Origin of the sequence: Paractinoplanes ovalisporus (assembly GCF_016834655.1) — a bacterium.
Classification (GTDB): Bacteria; Actinomycetota; Actinomycetes; order Mycobacteriales; family Micromonosporaceae; genus Actinoplanes; species Actinoplanes ovalisporus.
The window spans coordinates 64,915-83,999 of the sequence record NZ_JAENHP010000001.1 but is presented as its reverse complement, the minus strand read 5'-3'; the positions used below and the strand labels follow the sequence as shown (position 1 = coordinate 83,999).

14 protein-coding genes are annotated in these 19,085 nt (G+C 73.3%); 5 read left to right on the top strand and 9 right to left on the bottom strand.

Going from position 1 to position 19,085, the window contains the following annotated elements:
• Positions 1-204: 204 nt before the first annotated feature.
• The 4 genes from JIG36_RS51420 to JIG36_RS51415 all read right to left on the bottom strand — a co-directional run bounded on the left by JIG36_RS51420 (position 205) and on the right by JIG36_RS51415 (position 5,497).
• The gene (locus tag JIG36_RS51420; protein WP_236045464.1) at positions 205-2,712 is read right to left on the bottom strand and encodes a molybdopterin oxidoreductase family protein; all 2,508 of its coding nucleotides are present in this window, start codon (positions 2,710-2,712) and stop codon (positions 205-207) included.
• 135 nt (positions 2,713-2,847) lie between these two features.
• Entirely contained in the window at positions 2,848-3,582 is a 735-nt protein-coding gene (locus JIG36_RS00385) for an SDR family NAD(P)-dependent oxidoreductase (protein ID WP_203373939.1), read from the bottom strand.
• Positions 3,579-4,430 (bottom strand): fumarylacetoacetate hydrolase family protein, encoded by an 852-nt coding sequence (locus tag JIG36_RS00380; protein ID WP_236045557.1) that lies wholly within the window; start codon positions 4,428-4,430, stop codon positions 3,579-3,581. Before JIG36_RS00380 ends, JIG36_RS00385 begins: the two co-directional genes overlap by 4 nt.
• 29 nt (positions 4,431-4,459) lie before the next feature.
• Positions 4,460-5,497 carry an SMP-30/gluconolactonase/LRE family protein gene (locus tag JIG36_RS51415; RefSeq protein ID WP_236045463.1) on the bottom strand — a complete coding sequence of 346 codons (1,038 nt, stop codon included), beginning with the start codon at positions 5,495-5,497 and terminating at the stop codon, positions 4,460-4,462.
• A 77-nt stretch (positions 5,498-5,574) separates the two neighbouring features.
• On the opposite strand from JIG36_RS51415, the gene JIG36_RS00370 reads away from it, so the two are divergent.
• The gene (locus JIG36_RS00370) at positions 5,575-7,290 is read left to right on the top strand and encodes a dihydroxy-acid dehydratase (protein ID WP_203373937.1); all 1,716 of its coding nucleotides are present in this window, start codon (positions 5,575-5,577) and stop codon (positions 7,288-7,290) included.
• A 5-nt stretch (positions 7,291-7,295) separates the two neighbouring features.
• Here JIG36_RS00370 and JIG36_RS00365 read toward each other — a convergent pair whose 3' ends face one another.
• The gene (locus JIG36_RS00365) at positions 7,296-8,726 is read right to left on the bottom strand and encodes a serine/threonine-protein kinase (RefSeq protein WP_203373936.1); all 1,431 of its coding nucleotides are present in this window, start codon (positions 8,724-8,726) and stop codon (positions 7,296-7,298) included.
• A 151-nt stretch (positions 8,727-8,877) separates the two neighbouring features.
• Here JIG36_RS00365 and JIG36_RS00360 point away from each other — a divergent pair, with 151 nt between their 5' ends.
• Positions 8,878-9,660 carry a universal stress protein gene (locus tag JIG36_RS00360; RefSeq protein ID WP_203373935.1) on the top strand — a complete coding sequence of 261 codons (783 nt, stop codon included), beginning with the start codon at positions 8,878-8,880 and terminating at the stop codon, positions 9,658-9,660.
• Here JIG36_RS00360 and JIG36_RS00355 read toward each other — a convergent pair.
• Entirely contained in the window at positions 9,622-10,335 is a 714-nt protein-coding gene (locus tag JIG36_RS00355; protein ID WP_203373934.1) for a hypothetical protein, read from the bottom strand. The two genes, JIG36_RS00360 and JIG36_RS00355, sit on opposite strands and share 39 nt — an antisense overlap.
• Before the next feature lie 131 nt (positions 10,336-10,466).
• Between JIG36_RS00355 and JIG36_RS00350 the strand changes: the two genes are divergently transcribed.
• Genes JIG36_RS00350 through JIG36_RS00340 form a run of 3 tightly spaced genes read left to right on the top strand, consistent with a single transcriptional unit; the run spans position 10,467 to position 14,846 of the window.
• Positions 10,467-13,226, top strand: a complete 2,760-nt coding sequence (locus JIG36_RS00350; RefSeq protein ID WP_203373933.1) for a helix-turn-helix transcriptional regulator — start codon at positions 10,467-10,469, stop codon at positions 13,224-13,226.
• An 11-nt stretch (positions 13,227-13,237) separates the two neighbouring features.
• Positions 13,238-14,497, top strand: coding sequence for a DNA/RNA non-specific endonuclease (locus JIG36_RS00345; RefSeq protein ID WP_203373932.1), 1,260 nt, complete (start codon positions 13,238-13,240; stop codon positions 14,495-14,497).
• Between the two features lie 4 nt (positions 14,498-14,501).
• Positions 14,502-14,846, top strand: coding sequence for a hypothetical protein (locus JIG36_RS00340; RefSeq protein ID WP_203373931.1), 345 nt, complete (start codon positions 14,502-14,504; stop codon positions 14,844-14,846).
• Positions 14,847-14,863: 17 nt separating this feature from the next.
• Here JIG36_RS00340 and JIG36_RS00335 read toward each other — a convergent pair whose 3' ends face one another.
• The 3 genes from JIG36_RS00335 to JIG36_RS00325 are packed head-to-tail and all read right to left on the bottom strand — an operon-like array spanning position 14,864 to position 19,079.
• Positions 14,864-17,011 (bottom strand): hypothetical protein, encoded by a 2,148-nt coding sequence (locus JIG36_RS00335; protein WP_203373930.1) that lies wholly within the window; start codon positions 17,009-17,011, stop codon positions 14,864-14,866.
• Entirely contained in the window at positions 17,008-18,873 is a 1,866-nt protein-coding gene (locus JIG36_RS00330; RefSeq protein ID WP_203373929.1) for a hypothetical protein, read from the bottom strand. Before JIG36_RS00330 ends, JIG36_RS00335 begins: the two co-directional genes overlap by 4 nt.
• Positions 18,870-19,079: a hypothetical protein gene (locus JIG36_RS00325; RefSeq protein ID WP_203373928.1), complete on the bottom strand. Its 210-nt coding sequence runs from the start codon at positions 19,077-19,079 to the stop codon at positions 18,870-18,872. Before JIG36_RS00325 ends, JIG36_RS00330 begins: the two co-directional genes overlap by 4 nt.
• Positions 19,080-19,085: the final 6 nt, after the last annotated feature.

Here is a 19,085-nt window from a genome sequence, read left to right as displayed (position 1 = left end):
GCGCAGAGCGGCCCGGAGGTCGAGCGGCCCCGCGCATCAGACCCGCGCAAACCGGCCCGGCGACTGAGCGGTCGCTGACGCATCAGCGGACATGGGTCAGTGAGCACAGGACGGCGAGCGCCGGTCCGTGGGTGCGGATCCGTGGGCACGGATCAGCGAGCACTAGTCAGCACGGATCAGCGGGCGCGGGTCAGCGGGCGCGGGTCAGTGGGCGCGGGTCAGGGACTTCAGGTCGACGGGGATGCCGTTGAGGACGCTGTTGCCCGAGAGCGGGTCGATGGTGGTCTCGTCGGTGAGCAGGTTCGAGTTCACGCCGGGGTGATCGGCGGCGACTGTCATTCGGGTGCCGGGCAGGCCGTGGCCCCAGCCGTGGGGAAGGCTCACCACGCCGGGCATGACGGTGTCGGTCAGCTCTACGTGGGCTGTCAGGGTGCCGGCCCGGGATGTCACCTGGGCGTCGTCGCCGTCTTGCAGATCGAGGCGGGCGGCGTCGGACGGGTGGATGAGCAGGGTGCAGCGGTCGCGGCCCTTCACCAGGGCGGGGACGTTGTGCATCCAGCTGTTGTTGGAGCGCAGATGGCGTCGGCCGATGAGGACCAGGCCGTCGCGGGGGCGGTCCATGGCCGCGAGCAGGCGGGGGACATCGGCGGCGATCGGGGCGGGGCACAGCTCGACCTTGGCGCTTGGTGTGCGCAGCACCTCGGGGATGCGCGGCTGCAGCGGGCCCAAGTCGATGCCGTGCGGGTTCGCGATCAGGCGGTCGAGTGACAGGCCGCCGGGGTTCTGGCCGAAGTGGTCCCCGTACGCGCCGGAGCGCAACGCCACATCGAGCAGCCGCTCGGCCGGCGAGGACCCCGAAACCGAGGGTGATGCGGGCGACGACCCCGAAGCCGAGGGTGATGCGGGCGTCGACGCGGAAAGTGCGGGCGATGCGGGTGATGATCCGGGAACCCCAGGCGAAATAGGCGCTGAGGCGGAAGTAGCGGGCGCTGAGGGTGTCGACGCGGAAGTAGCGGGCGATACGCACGACGACCCGGGAACCGCGGGCGATGCGGACGACGACCCCGGAACCGCGGGCGAAGCGGGCGTCGACACAGATGTTGCCGGAGACGCAAGCGACGATTCTGGCACCGTGGGTGAAGTTGGCGTCGACGCGGGAGCAGCGGGAGAAGCGGGTGACGACCCCGGGACGGCGCGGGCGAGGGCCTGCGACAACATCTGGGCGTGCAAGTCGTCGACTGTGCCGGGATGGCCGGCGGCGATCAGCGTCAGGCGGGCCAGGATGTCGCACTCGTCCATGGCGTCGGGCAGCGGTGGCAGCACCGGCGGGGAATAGGCGGCGAAGTTGCGCACCGCAAGGGCCAGGAACGAGAAGTCGTAGTGGCCCTTGCGTAAGGCGTCCGGCGGCGGCAGCACGACGTCGGCGTGGCGGGTGGTCTCGTTGAGGTATGGGTCGACGCTCACCATGAACTGCAAGCTGGCCAGGGCGCGGTCGAGGCGGGCGCTGTTCGGTGTGGACAGCACGGGATTGCCGGCCACCGTGATGAATGCCCGGACCTGGTCGTCGCCGGGGGTTTCGATCTCGTCGGCCAGCGTGGCCACCGGCAGTTCGCCCTTGACCTCGGGCAGGTTCCGCACCCGGCTGCGCCACCGGCCGGTCTGGAAACCGCGGCCGCCGGGGCGGGAAGACTTTCGCAGGTGGGGTGCCAGCGGGAACATCACGCCGCCGGGGCGGTCGAGGTTGCCGGTCAGCACGTTGATCACGTCGACCAGCCAGCTGGTCAGGGTTCCGAACTCGACCGTGCACGTGCCGATCCGCCCGTAGACGGCGGCGCGCGGGGCGGCCGCCAGCTCGTGGGCCAGGGAGCGGATTCGTTCGGCGGGTACGCCGCAGACGGGGCTCACGGCCGCGGGGGTGAACGGGGACGCCAGGTCGGCGACCGCCGACACGCCGGTCACGTGATTTGCGACGTCGCCGAGCGATACCAGGTTGTCGGCGAACAGGGTGTGCACGATGCCGAACAGGAGGTAGGCGTCGGTGCCGGGGCGGATGAACAGGTGCTCGTCGGCGTGCGCGGCCGTACGGGTGTGCCGCGGGTCGACGACGATGAAGCGGCCGCCGCGCTCCTGGACCGCCTTGAGCCGGCCGGGGAAGTCGGCCGCCGTGGCCAGGCTGCCGTTCGACTCCCACGGGTTGGCGCCGAGCAGCAGCAACAGGTCGGTGCGGTCGAGGTCGGGTACGGCGATGGTCAGCGGGTTGCCGAACAGATAGCCGCTGGACACGTGTTTGGGCATCTGGTCGACCGTGCTGGCCGAGAACACGTTGCGCGTGCCCAGAGCCTTGACCAGCGGCGACACGTAGAGGCCGCCGGCCATCGTGTGCACGTTCGGGTTGCCGAGATAGAGGGCGACGGCGTGCGGCCCGTACGTCTCCAGGACCGGTCGCAGCCCGGCCGCCACCGCCTCGAAGGCCTCTTCCCAGGTGACCTCGACGTGCTCACCGCCGCGCTTGACCAGCGGGCGCCGCAACCGGTCGGGGTCGTCGTTCAACGACCCGAACGTCGCCCCCTTGGGACACACGAAACCGTGGCTGAAGACGTGCTCCTTGTCGCCGCGGGCGGCGGTCACCCGTTCGTCGTGGAGGGTCAGTTCGAGACCGCAGGCGGCCTCGCAGAGCGGACAGGTCCGGTACGCCGTGCGGGAGTCGGCCATCACGACATCGTGACACGCCGGCGCGTCATCCGCGCAGCCACAGACCCGCGGCTATCACGTCATCGCGACGCGCCGAAGCGTCATCCGCGCAGCCACAGACCCGCGGCCATCACGTCGTAGTGACACGCCGAAGCGTCATCTGCGCAGCCGCAGACCCTGCATCCCGCCGTCGACCGCGAGCGCCGTCCCGGTTGTCGCCGCCGCGTCCGGACCGGCCAGGTAGGCGATCGCGTGGGCGATCTCCTCGGCCGTGACCAGGCGGCCCGAGGGCTGCCGGGCCTCCAGCGCGTCCCGCTCGGCCTCGGGGTCGTCGGCCGCCGCGAGCAGGCGCTGCACCCAGGGTGTGTCCGCGGTTCCGGGGTTGACGCAGTTCACCCGGATGCCCTCGGGCAGGTGGTCGGCCGCCATCGACAGGGTGAGCGACAGCACCGCCCCCTTGGTCGCGCCGTAGAGGGCCCGGCGGGGCAGCCCGGCGGTGGCGGCGATCGAGCACGTGTTGACGATCGAAGCGTGGGCCGATTCGCGCAGGTGCGGCAGCGCGGCCCGGCTGACCCGCACCATGCCCTGCACGTTCACGTCGAAGACCCGCGCCCACTCGGCGTCGTCGTTCTCCTCGACCGTGCCCTGGGCGCCGATGCCGGCGTTGTTGACCACGACGTCGAGCCCGCCGAACGCGGACGCGGCTTCGGCCACCGCCGCCCGTACGGAAGCGTCGTCGGTCACGTCGCAGCGCAGGCCGAGCAGCGGCGCGGGCACGTCGGTGTTGAGGTCGAGCGTCGCCACCCGGTAGCCGCGCTCGGCGAGCAGGCATGCGGTGGCCAGGCCGATGCCGGACGCGCCGCCGGTGACGATCGCGCGCAGGCCGGTCATCGGGGGCCCACGACCTGCTGGCGGGCGCTGCCGAGCAGTTCGATGCCGAGCGTCATGACGTCACCGGGCTGCAGATAGGCCGGGGGCTTGAGGCCGAGGCCGACGCCGGGCGGGGTGCCGGTGTTGATCAGGTCGCCGGGTTCGAGCACCAGGAACTGGCTCAGGTAGTGCACCACGAAGTACGGGTCGAAGATCATGGTCTTGGTGTTGCCGGTCTGCCGGCGGACGCCGTTCACGTCGAGCCACATCGCCAGGTCACGCACGTCGGGGATCTCGTCGGGGGTGGCCAGCCACGGCCCGGCCGGGTTGAACGTCTCGGCCGACTTGCCCTTCACCCACTGCCCGCCCCGCTCCATCTGGAACGCGCGTTCGCTCACGTCGTTGACCAGCACGTACCCGGCGATCGAGGCCGCCGCCTCCTCGACCGAGCCCAGGTAGGACGTGCGTTTGCCGATCACGATGCCCAGCTCCACCTCCCAGTCGGTCTTGGTGGAGCCGCGCGGGATGCGGACGTCGTCGTTCGGGCCGACCAGCGTGTTCGGCGACTTGGTGAACAGGATCGGCTCGTCGGGCACGGCCTGCCCGGTCTCGGCGGCGTGGTCGCTGTAGTTGAGCCCGATGCAGAGGATCTGGTGCGGCCGCGCGATGGGGGCGCCGATCCGCTGGTCACCGATGAGGCGCACGTCGCCCGCGGCGATCCGGTCGGCCACCGGGCCGGCGATCCGGGCCGGGCCGTCGGTGCCGAAGAACTCCTCGTCGAAATCGGTCACCAGGTCGGACACGTCGACGTAGTCGGTCTCACCGGCCCGGACGGCGGGCTTTTCGGCGCCGGGGGCACCGATGCGCATGAGGAACACGGGGGTGACTCTCCTCTTCCTTACGGGATCCAGTACGGCGTACGCAGGCCTTTCACCCCGACGCCGGCGGTGAACAGGCGTCCCGAGGCCGGGTGCCGGGTCAGGTCGGCGGGGGAGAGGTCCTGCGTGGCGGTCGTGATGACCAGGGTGCCGAGGTCGTCGCCGGCGAACGCGCAGCTGGTCGTGTGCGGCGCGTCGACCTCGACCACGGCCAGCAGGTCACCCGAGGGCGTGCGGCACTCGACGCGTCCCTCGCCCCAGACGGCGATCCAGAGGTTGCCGATCGCGTCGACGCACAGCCCATCGGGCAGGCCCTCCGAGAGGCGAAAGAGTTCCCGCCGTACGCCGTGAGGGCCGCCCGAGGCTATGTCGGAGGAAATGCCCGAGATCGTGTCGGAGGGGTCGCTCGAAGGGTGGCTGGAGGCGACGCCGGAGGTCGTGTCAGAGGCGGCGCTCGAAGGGTGGCTGGAGGCGACGCCCGAGGTTGTGTCGGAGGCGGCGCTCGAAAGGACACCGGCGGCCGCATCCGAAGGGTAGTCGCGCCCGTAGACGACGCCCGGGATCGAGTCGATGCTGTAGAGCGTCCCCCCGTCCGGGCTCCAGGCCAGCCCGTTGGACAAGGTCAGGTCGTCGTCGAGCACGGTCACCGCATCGCCGTCCAGTCGCACGAGCCGCTGGTTGCCGCGCGCGGAGTCCAGGGCCATGCTCCCGATCAGGAAGTGTCCCTGGGGATCGACCCCGCCGTCGTTCAGGCGGGAGTCCGCTCGTCCGAGGCGGGCTACCACCGTACGGGAAACGTCGTCTTTGATCTTGATGATCTCGCCCCGCGTGGCCACCAGCAGCTCGCCGCCCGCGGAGACCGCCACCGCGCACGCCAGATCGTCGAACTCCCAGGTGGCGGTCACGGTGATCGCGTCCGCCGACAACTCCCCGGCGTGCACCGTGCCGCCCAGGATGTCGACCCAGAGCAGCCGCCGCCGGTCCGCGTCCCAGACCGGACCCTCGCCCAGCGCGTACGCCTGCGCCCCGGCGGGCCGGGCAACAAAGCGCGCAGTCATGTTCCGGATGGTAGGCGGAAGTTCCGGTCAGATGAAGGATCTTCCCGTTCAATGACCTTCGGCGTTACGGTCAGGACATGTCTGATCGGCGCAGCGCACAGTGGTACGGCGGCGACGACCGGAACAGCTACATCCATCGCGCCTGGATGCGGCGGGGGCTGCCGGCCGACGCGTTCGACGGTCGCCCGCACATCGCCATCGCGAACACCGCCAGCGACCTGACCCCGTGCAACGCGCACCTGAACGAGGTCGGGCGCAGTGTCGCCGACGGCATCCACCGCGCGGGCGGCATCGCGCTCGACCTGCCCGTGGTGTCCATCGGCGAGACGCAGGTGCGCCCGACGGCCATGCTGTGGCGCAACATGGCCGCGATGGCGATCGAGGAGATGATCCGGGCCAACCCGATCGACGGCGTGGTGCTGCTCGGCGGCTGCGACAAGACGATCCCGGCCCTGCTCATGGCCGCCTCCTCGGTCGACCTGCCGGCGGTGGTGGTGCCGGGTGGGCCGATGCTCACCGGAACGTTCAGCGGGGTGCCGCTGGGCTGCGGGACCGACGTCTGGAAGCTGAGCGAGGAGGTGCGGGCGGGCACGTTGAGCGCCGGCGAGTTCCAACGTTCGGAGTCGTCGATGATCCGTAGCCGGGGCCACTGCAACACCATGGGCACCGCCTCCACCATGGGCCTACTGGCCGAGGTGCTGGGCATGACGCTGCCGGGCATCGCGGGCACGCCGGCGCCGGACAGCCGCCTGCTCGAGGCCGCCCACGCCACCGGGATGCTCGCGGTCGACCTGGTCGAGCGTGACCTGCGACCCAGCGCGATCATGACCCGCGAGTCGTTCCACAACGCCATCGTCGCCCTGGCCGCGATGGGCGGGTCGACCAACGCGGTCGTGCACCTGCTCGCCATCGCCGGGCGGCTCGGTGTCGACCTCAGCCAGGACGACTTCGACCGGGTCGGGGCGGGCGTTCCGCTGCTGGTCGACCTGCAACCGGCCGGGCGTTTCCTCATGGAGGACCTGTTCCGCGCGGGCGGGCTGCACGCCGTGCTGGCCGAGGTCCAGGATCTGCTCGATCCCTCGGCGATCACGGTGCTCGGAGACCCGCTCGTGTCGGCGCTGAACGCCGCGCGGGTCTACGACCGCGAGGTGATCCGTCCCCGCGCCGACCCGCTGCAGATGGAAGCGGGCATCGCGGTGCTCTACGGCAACCTGGCCCCCGACGGCGCGCTGGTCAAACCGGCCGCGGCCACGCCCGAGCTGCTGCAGCACCGCGGCCCGGCCGTCGTCTTCGACTCGGTGGAGGATCTGAAGGCCCGGCTCGACGACCCCGCGCTCGAAGTGACCGCCGACTCGGTGCTGATCCTGCGCGGCTGCGGGCCGAAGGGCTATCCCGGCATGCCCGAGGTGTCGAACATGCCCCTGCCGGCGAAACTGCTGGCCGACGGCGTCCGTGACATGGTGCGTGTCTGCGACGGGCGGATGAGCGGGACCGCGTACGGCACGGTGGTCCTGCACGTCGCCCCCGAGGCCGCTGCCGGAGGCCCCCTGGCCAAGGTTCGCACCGGCGACATGATCATCCTCGACCTGGAGAACCGCCGCCTCGACGTCGACCTGCCCGCCGACGAGTGGGCCGCCCGCGAGCCGTCGGCCGAGGCCGCCCGGGCCTACGCCGCGCCGAAACGGGGCTGGGAGAAGCTCTACGTCGACACCGTCGGCCAGGCAAACACCGGCGCTGACCTAGACTTCCTGCTCGGCGCGAGCGGCGACAGGGTCTCCCGCGAGTCACACTGAGCCGGTCACGTCTCGGAGATTGCTGCCTCTGCCCGCCCGCTCGCGCAGGTGACCGTCATCGTGGTGACGGCCTTGCCGTGCTTGAACGTGACCTCGGGGGCGGCCGACGGCCCGGAATCGGCCGACTCCACCTTGTACGGCTTCTGGGCCGTGTAGCGCAGGATCTCCGCCATGCCGGCGCTCGGGCAGGTCGCCACCACCGTGCCGGCGTCCGACGACAGGGTCCGGGGAGCGGCGGTTGTCGGCGCGGCCGTAGCGCTGGGAGCCGCGGTGAGAGTGGGTGCGGTTGTCGCGGTGACGCCGGGCCTTGCCGCCGGGATGGACGGCGGTGGGGTGGCGGCGGGGCGGGTGCCGGACGACTGCCTGGTCGCAGGTGTGGTCATCCGGGTCGCTGCCGACGCCGTCGTGGCCGGTGCCGCGGGGCTGCTCCCGATCGCCGACCCGATCGCCGGCGCGGCGCCCGGGTCGGGGCTGCTCGGATCGGGGTCGTCCGGCACCAGCATCCAGCCGGCCGCGCCGACCACGGCAACCAGGAGCGCGCCGGCCGCCGCCCACCGGGTGCGGCTGCGCGAGGCCACCGCCGCGGCGGGCAACGGCGGAGCGGGATCGACGGCGACCGCACCCTGTCCGAGCAGCGCGGCCACCTCGCGGGCGCTCGGCCGCCGCGCCGGGTCCTTGATCAGGCAGCGCTCGCACAGCTCGGCGACATAACCCGGAACCCCGGCTACCGGCGGCAAGGGCGCCGGTTCGAGATAGACGTGCGCGGTCAGCATCTGCGTCGTGTCCTCGCTGGTCCACGGCGAATGCCCGGACAACAGGCGGTAGAGCACCACCCCCAGCGCATAGACGTCCGAGGCCGGCACCACCGCGTCGTCGATCAACCGCTCCGGCGCGAGGTAGGCCGGGGTGCCCAGCACCTCGGCCGTGAGTTCCCCGGTTCCGCTGGGCGAGGTGGCGGCGGCGATGCCGAAGTCGACAACCTTGGCGCCGGTGGGCCCGAGCATGACGTTGGCCGGTTTGATGTCGCGGTGCACCAGGCCCGCGGCGTGGGCGGCGGCGAGCGCAGCGGCGATCTCGGAGCAGATCCGCATCGCCAGGCGGGGCGTCACCGGCCCGGACGACAGCCGTTCGCCCAGCGTGCCACCCTCGACCAGCTCCATCACCACGTACGGGAAACTGCGCCCGCCAACCGTCAGCTCGCCGTAGTCGTGCACCTGGGCGATGTTCGGGTGCGACAGCGCGGCCGCCGCCCGGGCCTCCCGCCGGATGCGATGTTCCTCGCCCGGCTCCGGGGCCACGATCTTGACGGCCACGGTGCGGGCGAGCACATGGTCGTACGCCCGCCACACCACGGCCATGCCGCCGGCACCGATCGGTTCCCTCAGCTCGTAGCGTTCGCCGAGAACCGCACCGGCGAGATCGCTGTTCACGTCCATTCGGGGCAGTCTGCCGTGATCGACGGTTGTTCGCATCCTCCGGCCCGGTTCGTCACGCTGTGCATCCGGACTTGTCATCCGGGCCCGCAGAGGGCAAGGCTGGAGATTGTGCCGCCGTTTGGCGACCGCCTGTCTTTCTCAGGAGGCGGACATGATCAAAACGCGGATTGTGGTCGGGGTCGACGGCTCGCCCCAGGCCACCGCGGCCGTCGGCTGGGCCGCGGCCGAGGCCGTGCGCCGAGGGGCCGAGCTCAGGGTGCTGACGGCGTTCTACCGGCACCGGTCCACCCCCGGTCGCTCCGGCAGCCACTCGGCCGAGGAACACGCGTCGGCGATCCTGCAGCGCGCGGTCGCCCAGGCCCGCTCGGCCGCCCCCGAGGTCGAGGTCAAATGCCAGGCCCTTCCCGGGTACGCGGTTCCGGTCCTGCTGCACGCGGCCGAGGAAGCCGCGCTGCTGGTCGTCGGCAGCCGGCACGAGGGCGGCCTGCCTGTGCTGCCGACCGGCTCGGTGAGCAGCCAGGTGGCGACGCGGGCGCGCAGCTCGGTGGTGGTCGTGCGCGGCCGTTACGGCCCGGACGCAGGCCCGGTCGTGGCCGGCCTGGACGACGGCCGGGCCGCCGAGACGGTGGCCGGTCACGCCTTCGAGGAGGCCGCCCTGCAAGACGCGGCGGTCGAAGCCGTCACCGTCGGCCCGGGCTCGCCCGACGCCGACCTGGACGGCCGGCTCGACCCCTGGCGCCGGAAATACCCCGGCGTGCCGGCCAACATCGAGTACGTCTCCGGCCGCACCGACCGGGTCCTGGTCCAGCGTTCCCGCTCGGCCCGCCTGATGGTCGTCGGCCCCCGCACCCACGGCTACCAGGGCCTGATGCTCGGCTCGATCGGCAGCCGTCTGCTACAGCGCTCCGGCTGCCCGGTCCTGATCGCCCGCTGACCCGTCCAGGATCAGCCGGGTCGTCCGCTCCTGACGGCGCTGGGTGACGCCCGCCCGGGCCAGGCGGGCGTCGAAGCCGCGCCACACCACCTCGGCCCCGGCGACCTCGACGCGCAGGGTCAGCTCCAGCACCGGCGGCGTGCCCGGCGGGAACCACCAGGCCGCCTCGACGTCGTAGCCGGCCCACACCCGCCGGCCGTGCGACCGCACCCGCACCGGGCCGAGCACGACCAGCTCGTCCAGCGGGCCCGGCAGCTCGCCGCAGTCGGCCAGGAACGCCCGCTGGTCGGCCGTGAACGCGGCCCCGAGCGGGAGCGCCCCGCGGTGGACGCCGGCGATCGTCTCCGGTCTCAGCCGGGCGTCGAGCGAGGCGGCGAGCACCCGGTCGTCCGACCAGTCCTCCTCGATCCGGACCCGCTGATCGCGCAGCCACCGGCCGGTCAGCCGGGAGCGCCGGCACGGGCGCAGCTTCACGGTGGAACCGCCGGCGGCCGGGCGTTGCCGTAGCCGCAGGATCACCCCCCGGTCGTACAGGGAAAGCCCGGCCCCCGCCCGCTCGCAGAACAGCACCGACCACGGCTCGCCCGGCCCGGACAGGCCGAGCAGCCCGGCCGCCCCGGCCGCGCCGGCACCGGTCAGCGTCACCTTGATCTGCACCGCGTCGAGGCGGGTCATGCCCATCAGCCAAAGCGCCGACCCGGCCCGCCCGCATCGGTGAATTCCCGGTCCTGTCCGGTCGGCATCCCGACAAACGCGCATCACCGTCATCGCGGGGCGCTCAACAATGGGGACGCGAGGGAGCCGGGATGACCGTCGATCTGGAACAGACCCCCGTCGGGCGCGGCCGGGAATGCCGGGTGCTCGACGCGCTGCTCGACGCCGTGACCGCCCGCGGCGCCGCCCTGATGCTGTGGGGCGACCCCGGCGTCGACAAGACCACGCTGCTCGACTACACGGCGGCCCGCGCCGGAGGGCCCGTGCTGCGCGCCCGCGGGGTCGAGTCCGAGGCGGTCCTGCCGTACGCCACACTGGCCGACCTTCTCGTCCCGCTTCGACGCCATTTCAGGGACATCCCCGCGGTGCAGCGGGAAGCCCTCGAGGGATGCCTCGCGCTGGCCGACAACGACGCCCCCAACCCGTACGCGGTCTGCGCCGCCGCCCTCAACGTGCTGGCCGCCGCGGCCGAGACCGGCCCGGTCGTGCTGCTCGTGGACGACCTGCACTGGGTCGACCAGTCCTCGCAGCGGGTGCTGCTGTTCATCGCCCGCCGGCTCGGCTCGGAACGGGTCGCGCTCGTGCTCAGCGCCCGCGACGACGCCGAGCTGCGCGGCCGCTGCGACGTGCCCGCGCTCGACGTCGCGGGCCTGTCCGCCGCCGACTGCGCGCTGCTGCTGGGCCGCCACGGCCTGACCGCGGGCCCGCACGTCGCCGAGATGCTGGCCGAGCACACCGGCGGCAACCCCCTCGCACTGCTGGAATGGGCCGGCTCGCTGCGGCCGGCCCAGCTCGCCGGGGACGAGCCGATCGCGGCCGAACCGGTGCCGGGCTCGCCGGTCGAGGACGCCTGGCTGGCCGGCATCGGCCGGTTGCCCGAACGCACCCGGGCCGCGCTGGCCGTGCTGGGCTCCAGCCGGCCGTCGGCCGTGGCGCTGCTCGAATCCGCGCTGGCCGGTCTCGGGCTCGGCCTGGCCGACCTGGCCCCGGCCGAGGCGGCCGCGATCGTGCTGACCGACGGCGCCTCCTACGAGTTCCGGCACCCGCTGCTGCGGTCGGCCGTGCTGCGCCAGACCTCGCTGGCCGACCGCCGGGCCGCCTACGCCGCCCTCGCCGCGGTCAGCGACGGCGCCACCCGGGCCTGGTACCGCGCGTCCGGTGCGACCGGCCCGGACGACGAGATCGCGGCCGAGCTGGCCGCCGCCGCCCGCGAGGCCCGGCGCCGCAGCGGTTATGACGCGGCCAGCCAGGCCTGGCACCGCGCCGCCGAGCTCACCGCGGCCCCGGCCGCCCGGGCCGAACTGCTCTATCAGGCCGCGTCCGACGCGCTGCTCGGCGGGGCCGCGGCCCGGTGCGTCGCGTGGTGCGACGAGGCCCTGGCGGTGGTCACTGAACCGCTCATGCGCGCCGACGTCGAACAACTGCGCGGGCGGGTGCGCACCTGGCTCGGGCAGACCGCAGCCGCCCACGACGACCTGGTCGCCGCGGCCGCGGCGGTGCGCCCGCACGACCCCGGCCGGGCCTGCGCGCTGCTCAGCGAAGCGGCGCTGCCGGCCGCGATGGACGGCGACGTCGCCACCTCGGTGCGCCGGGGCGAGGAGAGCGTTGCCCTGGCCGCGCAGGAGGGGCTGACCACCGTCCGCCCGCTCATCACCCACGGGCAGGCGCTCATCGTCGCGGGCCGGGTCGCCCAGGGCCGGGCCGGGCTCGACCGCGCGGCCGAACTGATCGCCGCCGCCGACCCGGTCGCCGATCAGCAGATGGTCGCCATGGTCGGCCAGTCCTACGGCTACTGCGAACAACCCGCCCTGGGCCGCCGCATGATCACGCTGGTGGTGGACGCGGCCCGCCGCCACTCGGTGCCCTCGGTGCTGCCGATCGCGCTCGGCGCGCGCAGCGAGATCGACCGCTGGGCCGGGCGGTGGGCGGCGGCCGAGGCCGACGCCACGGAATCGCTGCGCTGGGCCGAGGAGCTGGGGCAGACCAGCGCGATCGGGTTCAGCCTGGCCTGTCTGTCCCATCTGGACGCGCTGCGCGGTGAGCGGGCCCGCTGCGAGGACCGGATCGCCCGGGCCCGGCGCGACATCGGCCCGTACGGGGTGGGCTGCCTCGACACCTACTTCACCCAGATCCTCGGGCTGTCGGCGCTGGCCTACGGGGACTACGACGGCGCGACGGCCCAGCTCGAGCAGACCCTTTCCCTCGTACGCAAACAGGGCCTGGGCAATCCCCGGATCATCCCGTTCGCGGCCGACCTGGTCGAGGCCCACGTTCGGGCCGGGCGCCCCGAGCTGGCGGCCGAGCCCCTCGAGTGGCTCACCACCGCGGCCGAGCTCACCGGGATGACCTGGCCGGCGGCGGCGCTGGCCCGCTGCCGGGGCCTGCTCGCCACCGGGGCCGAGGAGGCCGGACGCTGGTTCGCCGAGGCCGGGGCGCTGCACCGCCGGGGCGAGGAGCCGTTCGAACAGGCCCGGACGCTGCTGTGCTACGGCGAGGCGGTCCGCCGCTTCCGCCGGCCCGCCGCGGCCCGGGCCGCCCTGATGGCCGCGCACGCCACGTTCGAGTCGCTGGGCGCTGTGCCCTGGACCCGCCGCGCCGCCGCCGAGCTGGCCGCCGCCGGCCAGCGCGGCCTGCCCGACGTGGTCCCCAGCGCGCTCGCCCTGCTCTCGCCGCAGGAGGTGCAGGTCGCCCGGGCGATCGCGCGGGGCATGAACAACGCCGAGGCGGCGGGCGCGCTGTTCGTCTCGCGCAAGACGGTCGAGGCCCACCTGACCCGCGTCTACCGCAAGCTGGGCGTCCGTTCCCGCACCGACCTGACCCGGGCCCTGGTCGCGGCCGGCCTGGCCGACTGAAGGAGGCCCGGATGAGCAGCATGCCGCTCCACGTGCCGCAGCCCGCCCCGGCGGCGGCGACCGCCCCGCCGGTGACGCGGGCCCCGAAGCCGGCCGAGGTCGACCAGGCGATGACGGCGCTGGTCGCGGCGCGCTACCGGAAGCCCGAGCAGTTTCTGCGGCGGCTGCGGGAACGGGAGGCCGACGTGCTGCCCCTGCTGCGCCGCTACGGGTTCACCGGCGGGGCCGGAGCCTTGAGCGACGAGGCCTATCTCGCCCGGTTCGACGCGGCGGTGCAGGCATGGATGCTCGAGTCGGCGATGCGGCGGCTGGCCGAGCCGATCGGCCCCGAGGAGATGGCCCGCATGGAGGTGCGGGCCAACGAGGTGATCCTGGACGCGCTGCCCGACGGCACCGGCTACATCGGGACGCGGCGGAACTTCGAGCGGGCGTACGCCTATCAGCGTCAGCAGCGGTCGTTACGGACGCTCGGCAACATCACCGGCGGCATCTTCGGCACGATCGGCTACATCGCCGGGGGCGACCAGGGGTCCGACCTCGGGGCGATCGCCGACCAGGTCGGGGGCGCGTTCGCGCAGATGCGCCAGACCCGTCAGGCGTTCCGCGACATGCCGTCCGCGGTATCCCCCCGCGATGTCCCCGCGCAGTACGGGCCGGCGGTGCCCGGGCGTACGACGACGCCCCCGAAGACCCCGGCGGCCCCGGTCGCGCCCGCCGTCGTCACGCCTGCTCCGACCGCGCCCGTCGCTGCCGCACCCGTTCCCGTCCCCGCGGCTCCGGCACTGGTTGCGGCCAAGCCCGTGCCACCGCCGGTTCCCGTGCGGCCCTTCTCGGAACGGGTCCACTACGGCGACCTGGAGAACGGCCGCCCGACCGGCGTGATCGGCGAGCTCCACCCGCGGGATCTGCGCACCGGCACCCGCACCGGCGACGTCTACCCACCCGGCCTGCAACGTGGCGAACTCGACCCGCTCGGCGCCCGCCGCGGACACCTGCTGGGCAACCTGTTCGGCGGCTCCGGCCGCGACGTGCGCAACCTGGCCTGGATGCACAAGACCGTCAACAACTCACACTTCAAGACCGAATTCGAGAACCCGGTCCGGGCCGCCCTGGAACGCGGCGAGACCGTCCGGTTCGGCGTACGCCCGCTCTACCGCCCCGGCGAGGCCGCGCCCTTCGCCGTCGAGGTCTGGGCCGAGAGCGCCACCATGAAGATCGCCCCCAAGTCGGTGCCCACGCCCGGCCTCAGCGACGTGCCGATGCCGGAGTGATGACATGGACGGACCGAAGGCGGTCGCCCGATCCGGCGACGTCACCGCCACCGCGGGCACCACGTTCTTCACCGGCGCCACCTCCGGAAGCTGGACGGCGGGCTCGGTCAGCGAGACGACCCATACGAAGCTCAGCAAGGCGCTCGTCTCCGCGTCGTGCGTCTTCAGCTTCACCGGCAAGAACGACGCGGGGGCGGTGGTGACCGGAACCGAGACGGTCACCCTGAAAGCGGGCTCGACCAAGCTCCGCGCGGCGGTGCTGCGCAACGGCGACGAGGCCACCGGCACGTTCGGCAACAAGCTCAGCGCCTCGGCGGCGTGGAAGCTGCACACCGGCCCGGGCCAGTGACCTCCGCCTGACGCGTGTCACCCGGCGAACGCCGGGGTCCGGGTCTTGGCCTCCTCGACGATCAGCGGTTCGACATCGGCGCGGACGGCCTTGACCTCCCAGCAGAAGCGCTGGGCGGGGTTGTGGGGGTCGGCCGCGCGTACGGAGAAACCGCCGTCGCACACCGGGGTCGCGGCCAGCATGCTGACCGGCTCGTCGAGTTCGGAGACGGCGGTCAGTTGTACCGTGCGGCCGCCGCCGCTGGTCAGGGCCTCGAAGTAGCTGGGCAGCCGGATGTGGGCGACCCCATCCGCCAGTTGTGCCTCGCCCCGGTAGTAGACGGCGAGCTCGGGCCCTTCCAGACAGCCGTGGACGAGGTCGCGGTTCTCCGGGTCGAGCGGGTGGTCGATGACGAAGCTCTTCCTCGGCGCGCTGATCCGGCCGGCCGCGATGCTCCCGCCTTCGGCCAGCATCTGGATGGAGGCGCCGGCCGGGTTCCCGACGTAGATCGCGAGGCCGGCGAAGAGATCCGGCGCGGCGACACCACCGGCCGACCAGTCCGGCACCCGGCGGTCGAACACGTTGAGCTGCTTGCCCTCGACGGTCAGGTTGCCGTTGCCGCCCCACGCGCTGCTGACGATGACGCCGCTCCGGTTGAGGAGGTAGAGCAACTCCTCGCCGGCGATGTGCATGCGGCCGCCGCTGGCGATGGTGCCGCCGTTGTTGATGGCCAGGCCGTTGGGGGCGCGTAGCTGGCCCTGCACCTGCAGGTCGGTGTCGACGGTGGCCGGGCCGTGCACGAACAGGCCGGCCGGGTTGCCGCCGCCCACGTGCACGCCGCGGCCGGTCGACCAGTTCAGATAGAGGTCGTCCTTGGTGTCGTTGGCCTGGTTCTTGCCGTCGACGTGCCGGACGGTCAGCACGCCGTTGCCGGTCGAGCCGACGATCGCGTCGCCGTGCACGCGCAGCGGGGACCGGCTGTCGCCACCGAGGTCGACCGAGCCGTCCGGCCGTACGGACAGCAGGTCGCGTCCCGACCACAGGCTGGCCGTGCCGCCGTGCGAGTACCAGACCCACCGTTCCCCGGCGCCGGGGATGTCGACGAACGTGTCCTGGCCGCGGTCGGCGAACGAGAAACCGGCCCCGCCGCCCCCGCTGTGGATCTCCGAGCCCTCCACGTGCAGGGTGCGCGCGAGCGGGCCGTCGGCGCCGATGCCGACGTTGCCGGCCTGGTCGACGACGAGACGGTCCACGTTGTCGTCCACGTCGGCGAAGTGCCAGCGGCCGTCCGACCCCGCGTACGTGCCGTACGTGCGGCCGCCTCCGGAGTGGTTGGCCAGCTGCAACCCCGAACCCCAGGCGGCGCCGGACGAGCTGACCCGCAGCCCGGCCGCGTCGGGGGTGTCCTGCTCGACGTGCAGCCGCGCGCGTGGCGCCGGAACGCCGACGCCCACGTTGCCGGTGGCCGGCTGCACCGAGAGCGCCGGGCTGCCGCCCACGATCACGTCGAGGCGCCCGTCGGGGGCGTTCACCGCGAGCTCGGCCGCGACCGTCTGGCCGACGGTCAGGCCCGAGGCCCGGGGCCGGGTCAGCGTGAGCCGCCCGGCCCGGTCGACGGCCACCCGGCGGGGTCCAGCGGTCAGCGCGGTCACCTGTCCCGCGGCCAGCGTGGCCCGGGCCAGCGGAACGGTCGTGCCGTCGGCCGGATAGGCGCCCGGCACCAGCGTCAGCTGGGGAGCGTGCAGCAGCACGGGGGCGTCGGGCTGGGTGTCGTCCTGCACCTCGCGCCAGCCCAGGGCCACCACCACGTCGCCGGTCAGGCCGGCGGTGTCGAGGGTGACGCCGTTCGCGGTCACGGCCACCGTCGGCACGTTGAGGACCCCGGTCGGGGCGTTCGGGTCGACGATCGCGCGGCTCTTGTCGGCCAGCACGATCAGGTTCCCGGCGCCGTCCAGGGCGGAGCCGGCGGCGACGGTCAGGCCGGGCTGGCCCTGGACGGCGGTGACCTCGAGCCCGGTGCCGACACCCCACTCGTGGAACGAGCTCGCGGAGGCGCGGGTGATCGGCTGGTCGTAGCTCTCGGCGTCGACCCAGCTCTCGCCGTCGGCGGTGGGCGCGCCCCGGACCGTGCCGAAGGAGTAGTCCCAATATTGGGTGCGGCGGATCGGCTCGACGGGTCTGGTCATGACGGCTCCCTCAGTCGTCTCATGGCGTCACCGTGCCGGGCGTACGCCATCCCGCGGTCCTCGGCCTGCCGGTGCACCTCGGGATGCAGATAGAAGTCACGCTCGCCGTCGGGCTTGTCCTCCTCGACGGTCAGCGGGTTGGCCTCGGCCCACGCGTCGCGCCGCGCGCCGAGGACGAGCCACGACACGGTCACGCCGGGCCGGTCCGTGCGGACGGTGAAGGTGTTGTCCCCGGCCCCGCCCACCGAGGCCAGGGCGGGTTCGCCGACCACGGTCAGCTGGCAGGTGACGTCGCGGTTGAGCGCGGCGAAGTAGCCGGGCAGCGTCACCGTCGCCGTGCCCGAGCCGTCGGTGGTCACCGTGCCGCGATACAGGTTGAGCCGTTCCGGGGCCTCGACGAACGAGTGGGTCAGATAGCGGCCGCCGGGGTCGTCGGGGTGGTCGATCCGGAAGCCGCCGCCACCCTTGTTGAGGTTGCCGGTGATGCTCACGTTGCCGAAGAACTGGCCGGCCGTGCCGCTGCTGATGCCCAGGACGGCGGTGTTGCGGCCGACGGCCATGATGCCGACCTGATCGGCGTTGGACCACATGCCCATGCGGCCGGTGGCATAGACGCCCGCGGCGAAGGGCTTGTCGGCGCCGTGGCCATGGATGGCCGTGCCGGCGCCCCGCACGTCGAGCGGGAACTGGGGAGACGCAGTGCCGATGCCGACGTTGTCGTCGCCGTCGAACGCGACCACGGCGCCGCCGCTGCGGATGAACAGGGTGCCGTTGCCGACGTCGCCGATCCGGGAGCCCCACAGCGACAGCGAGGCCGGCCCCCACGGCGTCCCGTAGTCGCCGCGGAACGTCAGCGCCCCGGTGCCGGAGTCCATCAGCAGGCCCCAGCCCGAGCCGGTGTTGCCCCAGAACCCGATCCGGCCCTCGTCGTCCAGCCCCACGAACGCCTCGTCGCGGGCCGGTGCGGAGCGGTGGAACCAGATGCCGGCTGACGGTCCGCCCGTCTCCTGGCTGACCCGCATGCGCCGGACCACGTCGAGCCCGACCTGATCGCTCGCGACGGCGCTGACCGAAAGGCGTTCGGATCCGTTCGCCAGCAGGCGGGCCTTGTGGTCCGAGCCGTACAGCGTCCAGCCGAAGGCGGACTCGTTGCGGTCGTGGAACTCAAGACCGGGACCGAGCGCGACCGTCCCGTCCTTACCGGCGCTGACCGTGGCGGCCTCGGTCTGGTCCACGGCGAGCGGCGGGCCGGCGGCGGTGGCCCGGCGCAGCGAGAGCGACGCTCCGGTGACGCGCCGGCGGTCGGCGCTGAGCGCGGTCACCCCGCCGTTCGCGTCGAGGGTCACCGTGGCCAGCACGACCTGGCTGCTGCCGGTCGGCACGTCGGCCGGGGCGAGCAGCCGCAACCACGGGGCGTGCACGAGCATCGGGGCGTTGCCGAGCAGCGTGTCGTCGAACACCTCGCGCCAGGTGAGCGTGAGCAACCGCTCGCCGCTGAGCCCGGCCGTGGACAGACCCACGCCCTGCTCGCTGACGAGGACCGTGGGGACGTTGGCGACCTGGTTGGGGTCGACGTCGGGGTCCACCACCGCGCTCCCGCCCGCACCCAGCGAGACGAGATGGCCGTTGCGGTCGAAGGCCGTGCCGGTCGAGACGGTGACCGTGGTCGCGCCCGGCTGCGCGCGCACGGCCAGGCCGTCGGCGACACCCCACGAGGCGAGCGCGTTGAGCGTCATGCGGGCCGAGGGCAGCACGAAGGACTCGAGGTCGACGTGCGACTCGCCGTGGCCGGTCGGGCCGCCGCGCAGGGTTCCGGTCGCGGGGTCCAGATAGGCCGTCCGGGCCAGGGCCAGCGCGCTCATGGCACGCGCAGGGTCGCGGGGGAGTCCGCGTCCGAGGGGGCCAGGAACTCTTCGAGCACCTGGATCGCGCCGCTGATGCGCAGCAGGGTCTCGCGCAGCATCTCCTCCTGCCGGCCGAGCTGCTGCAGCTGTCCCTGGCCGAGCTGGTAGTCGCGGCGCAGATCGGCCAGCCGGCTGGTCATGCGCTCGTCATCTTCCGTGGTCATCGGTGT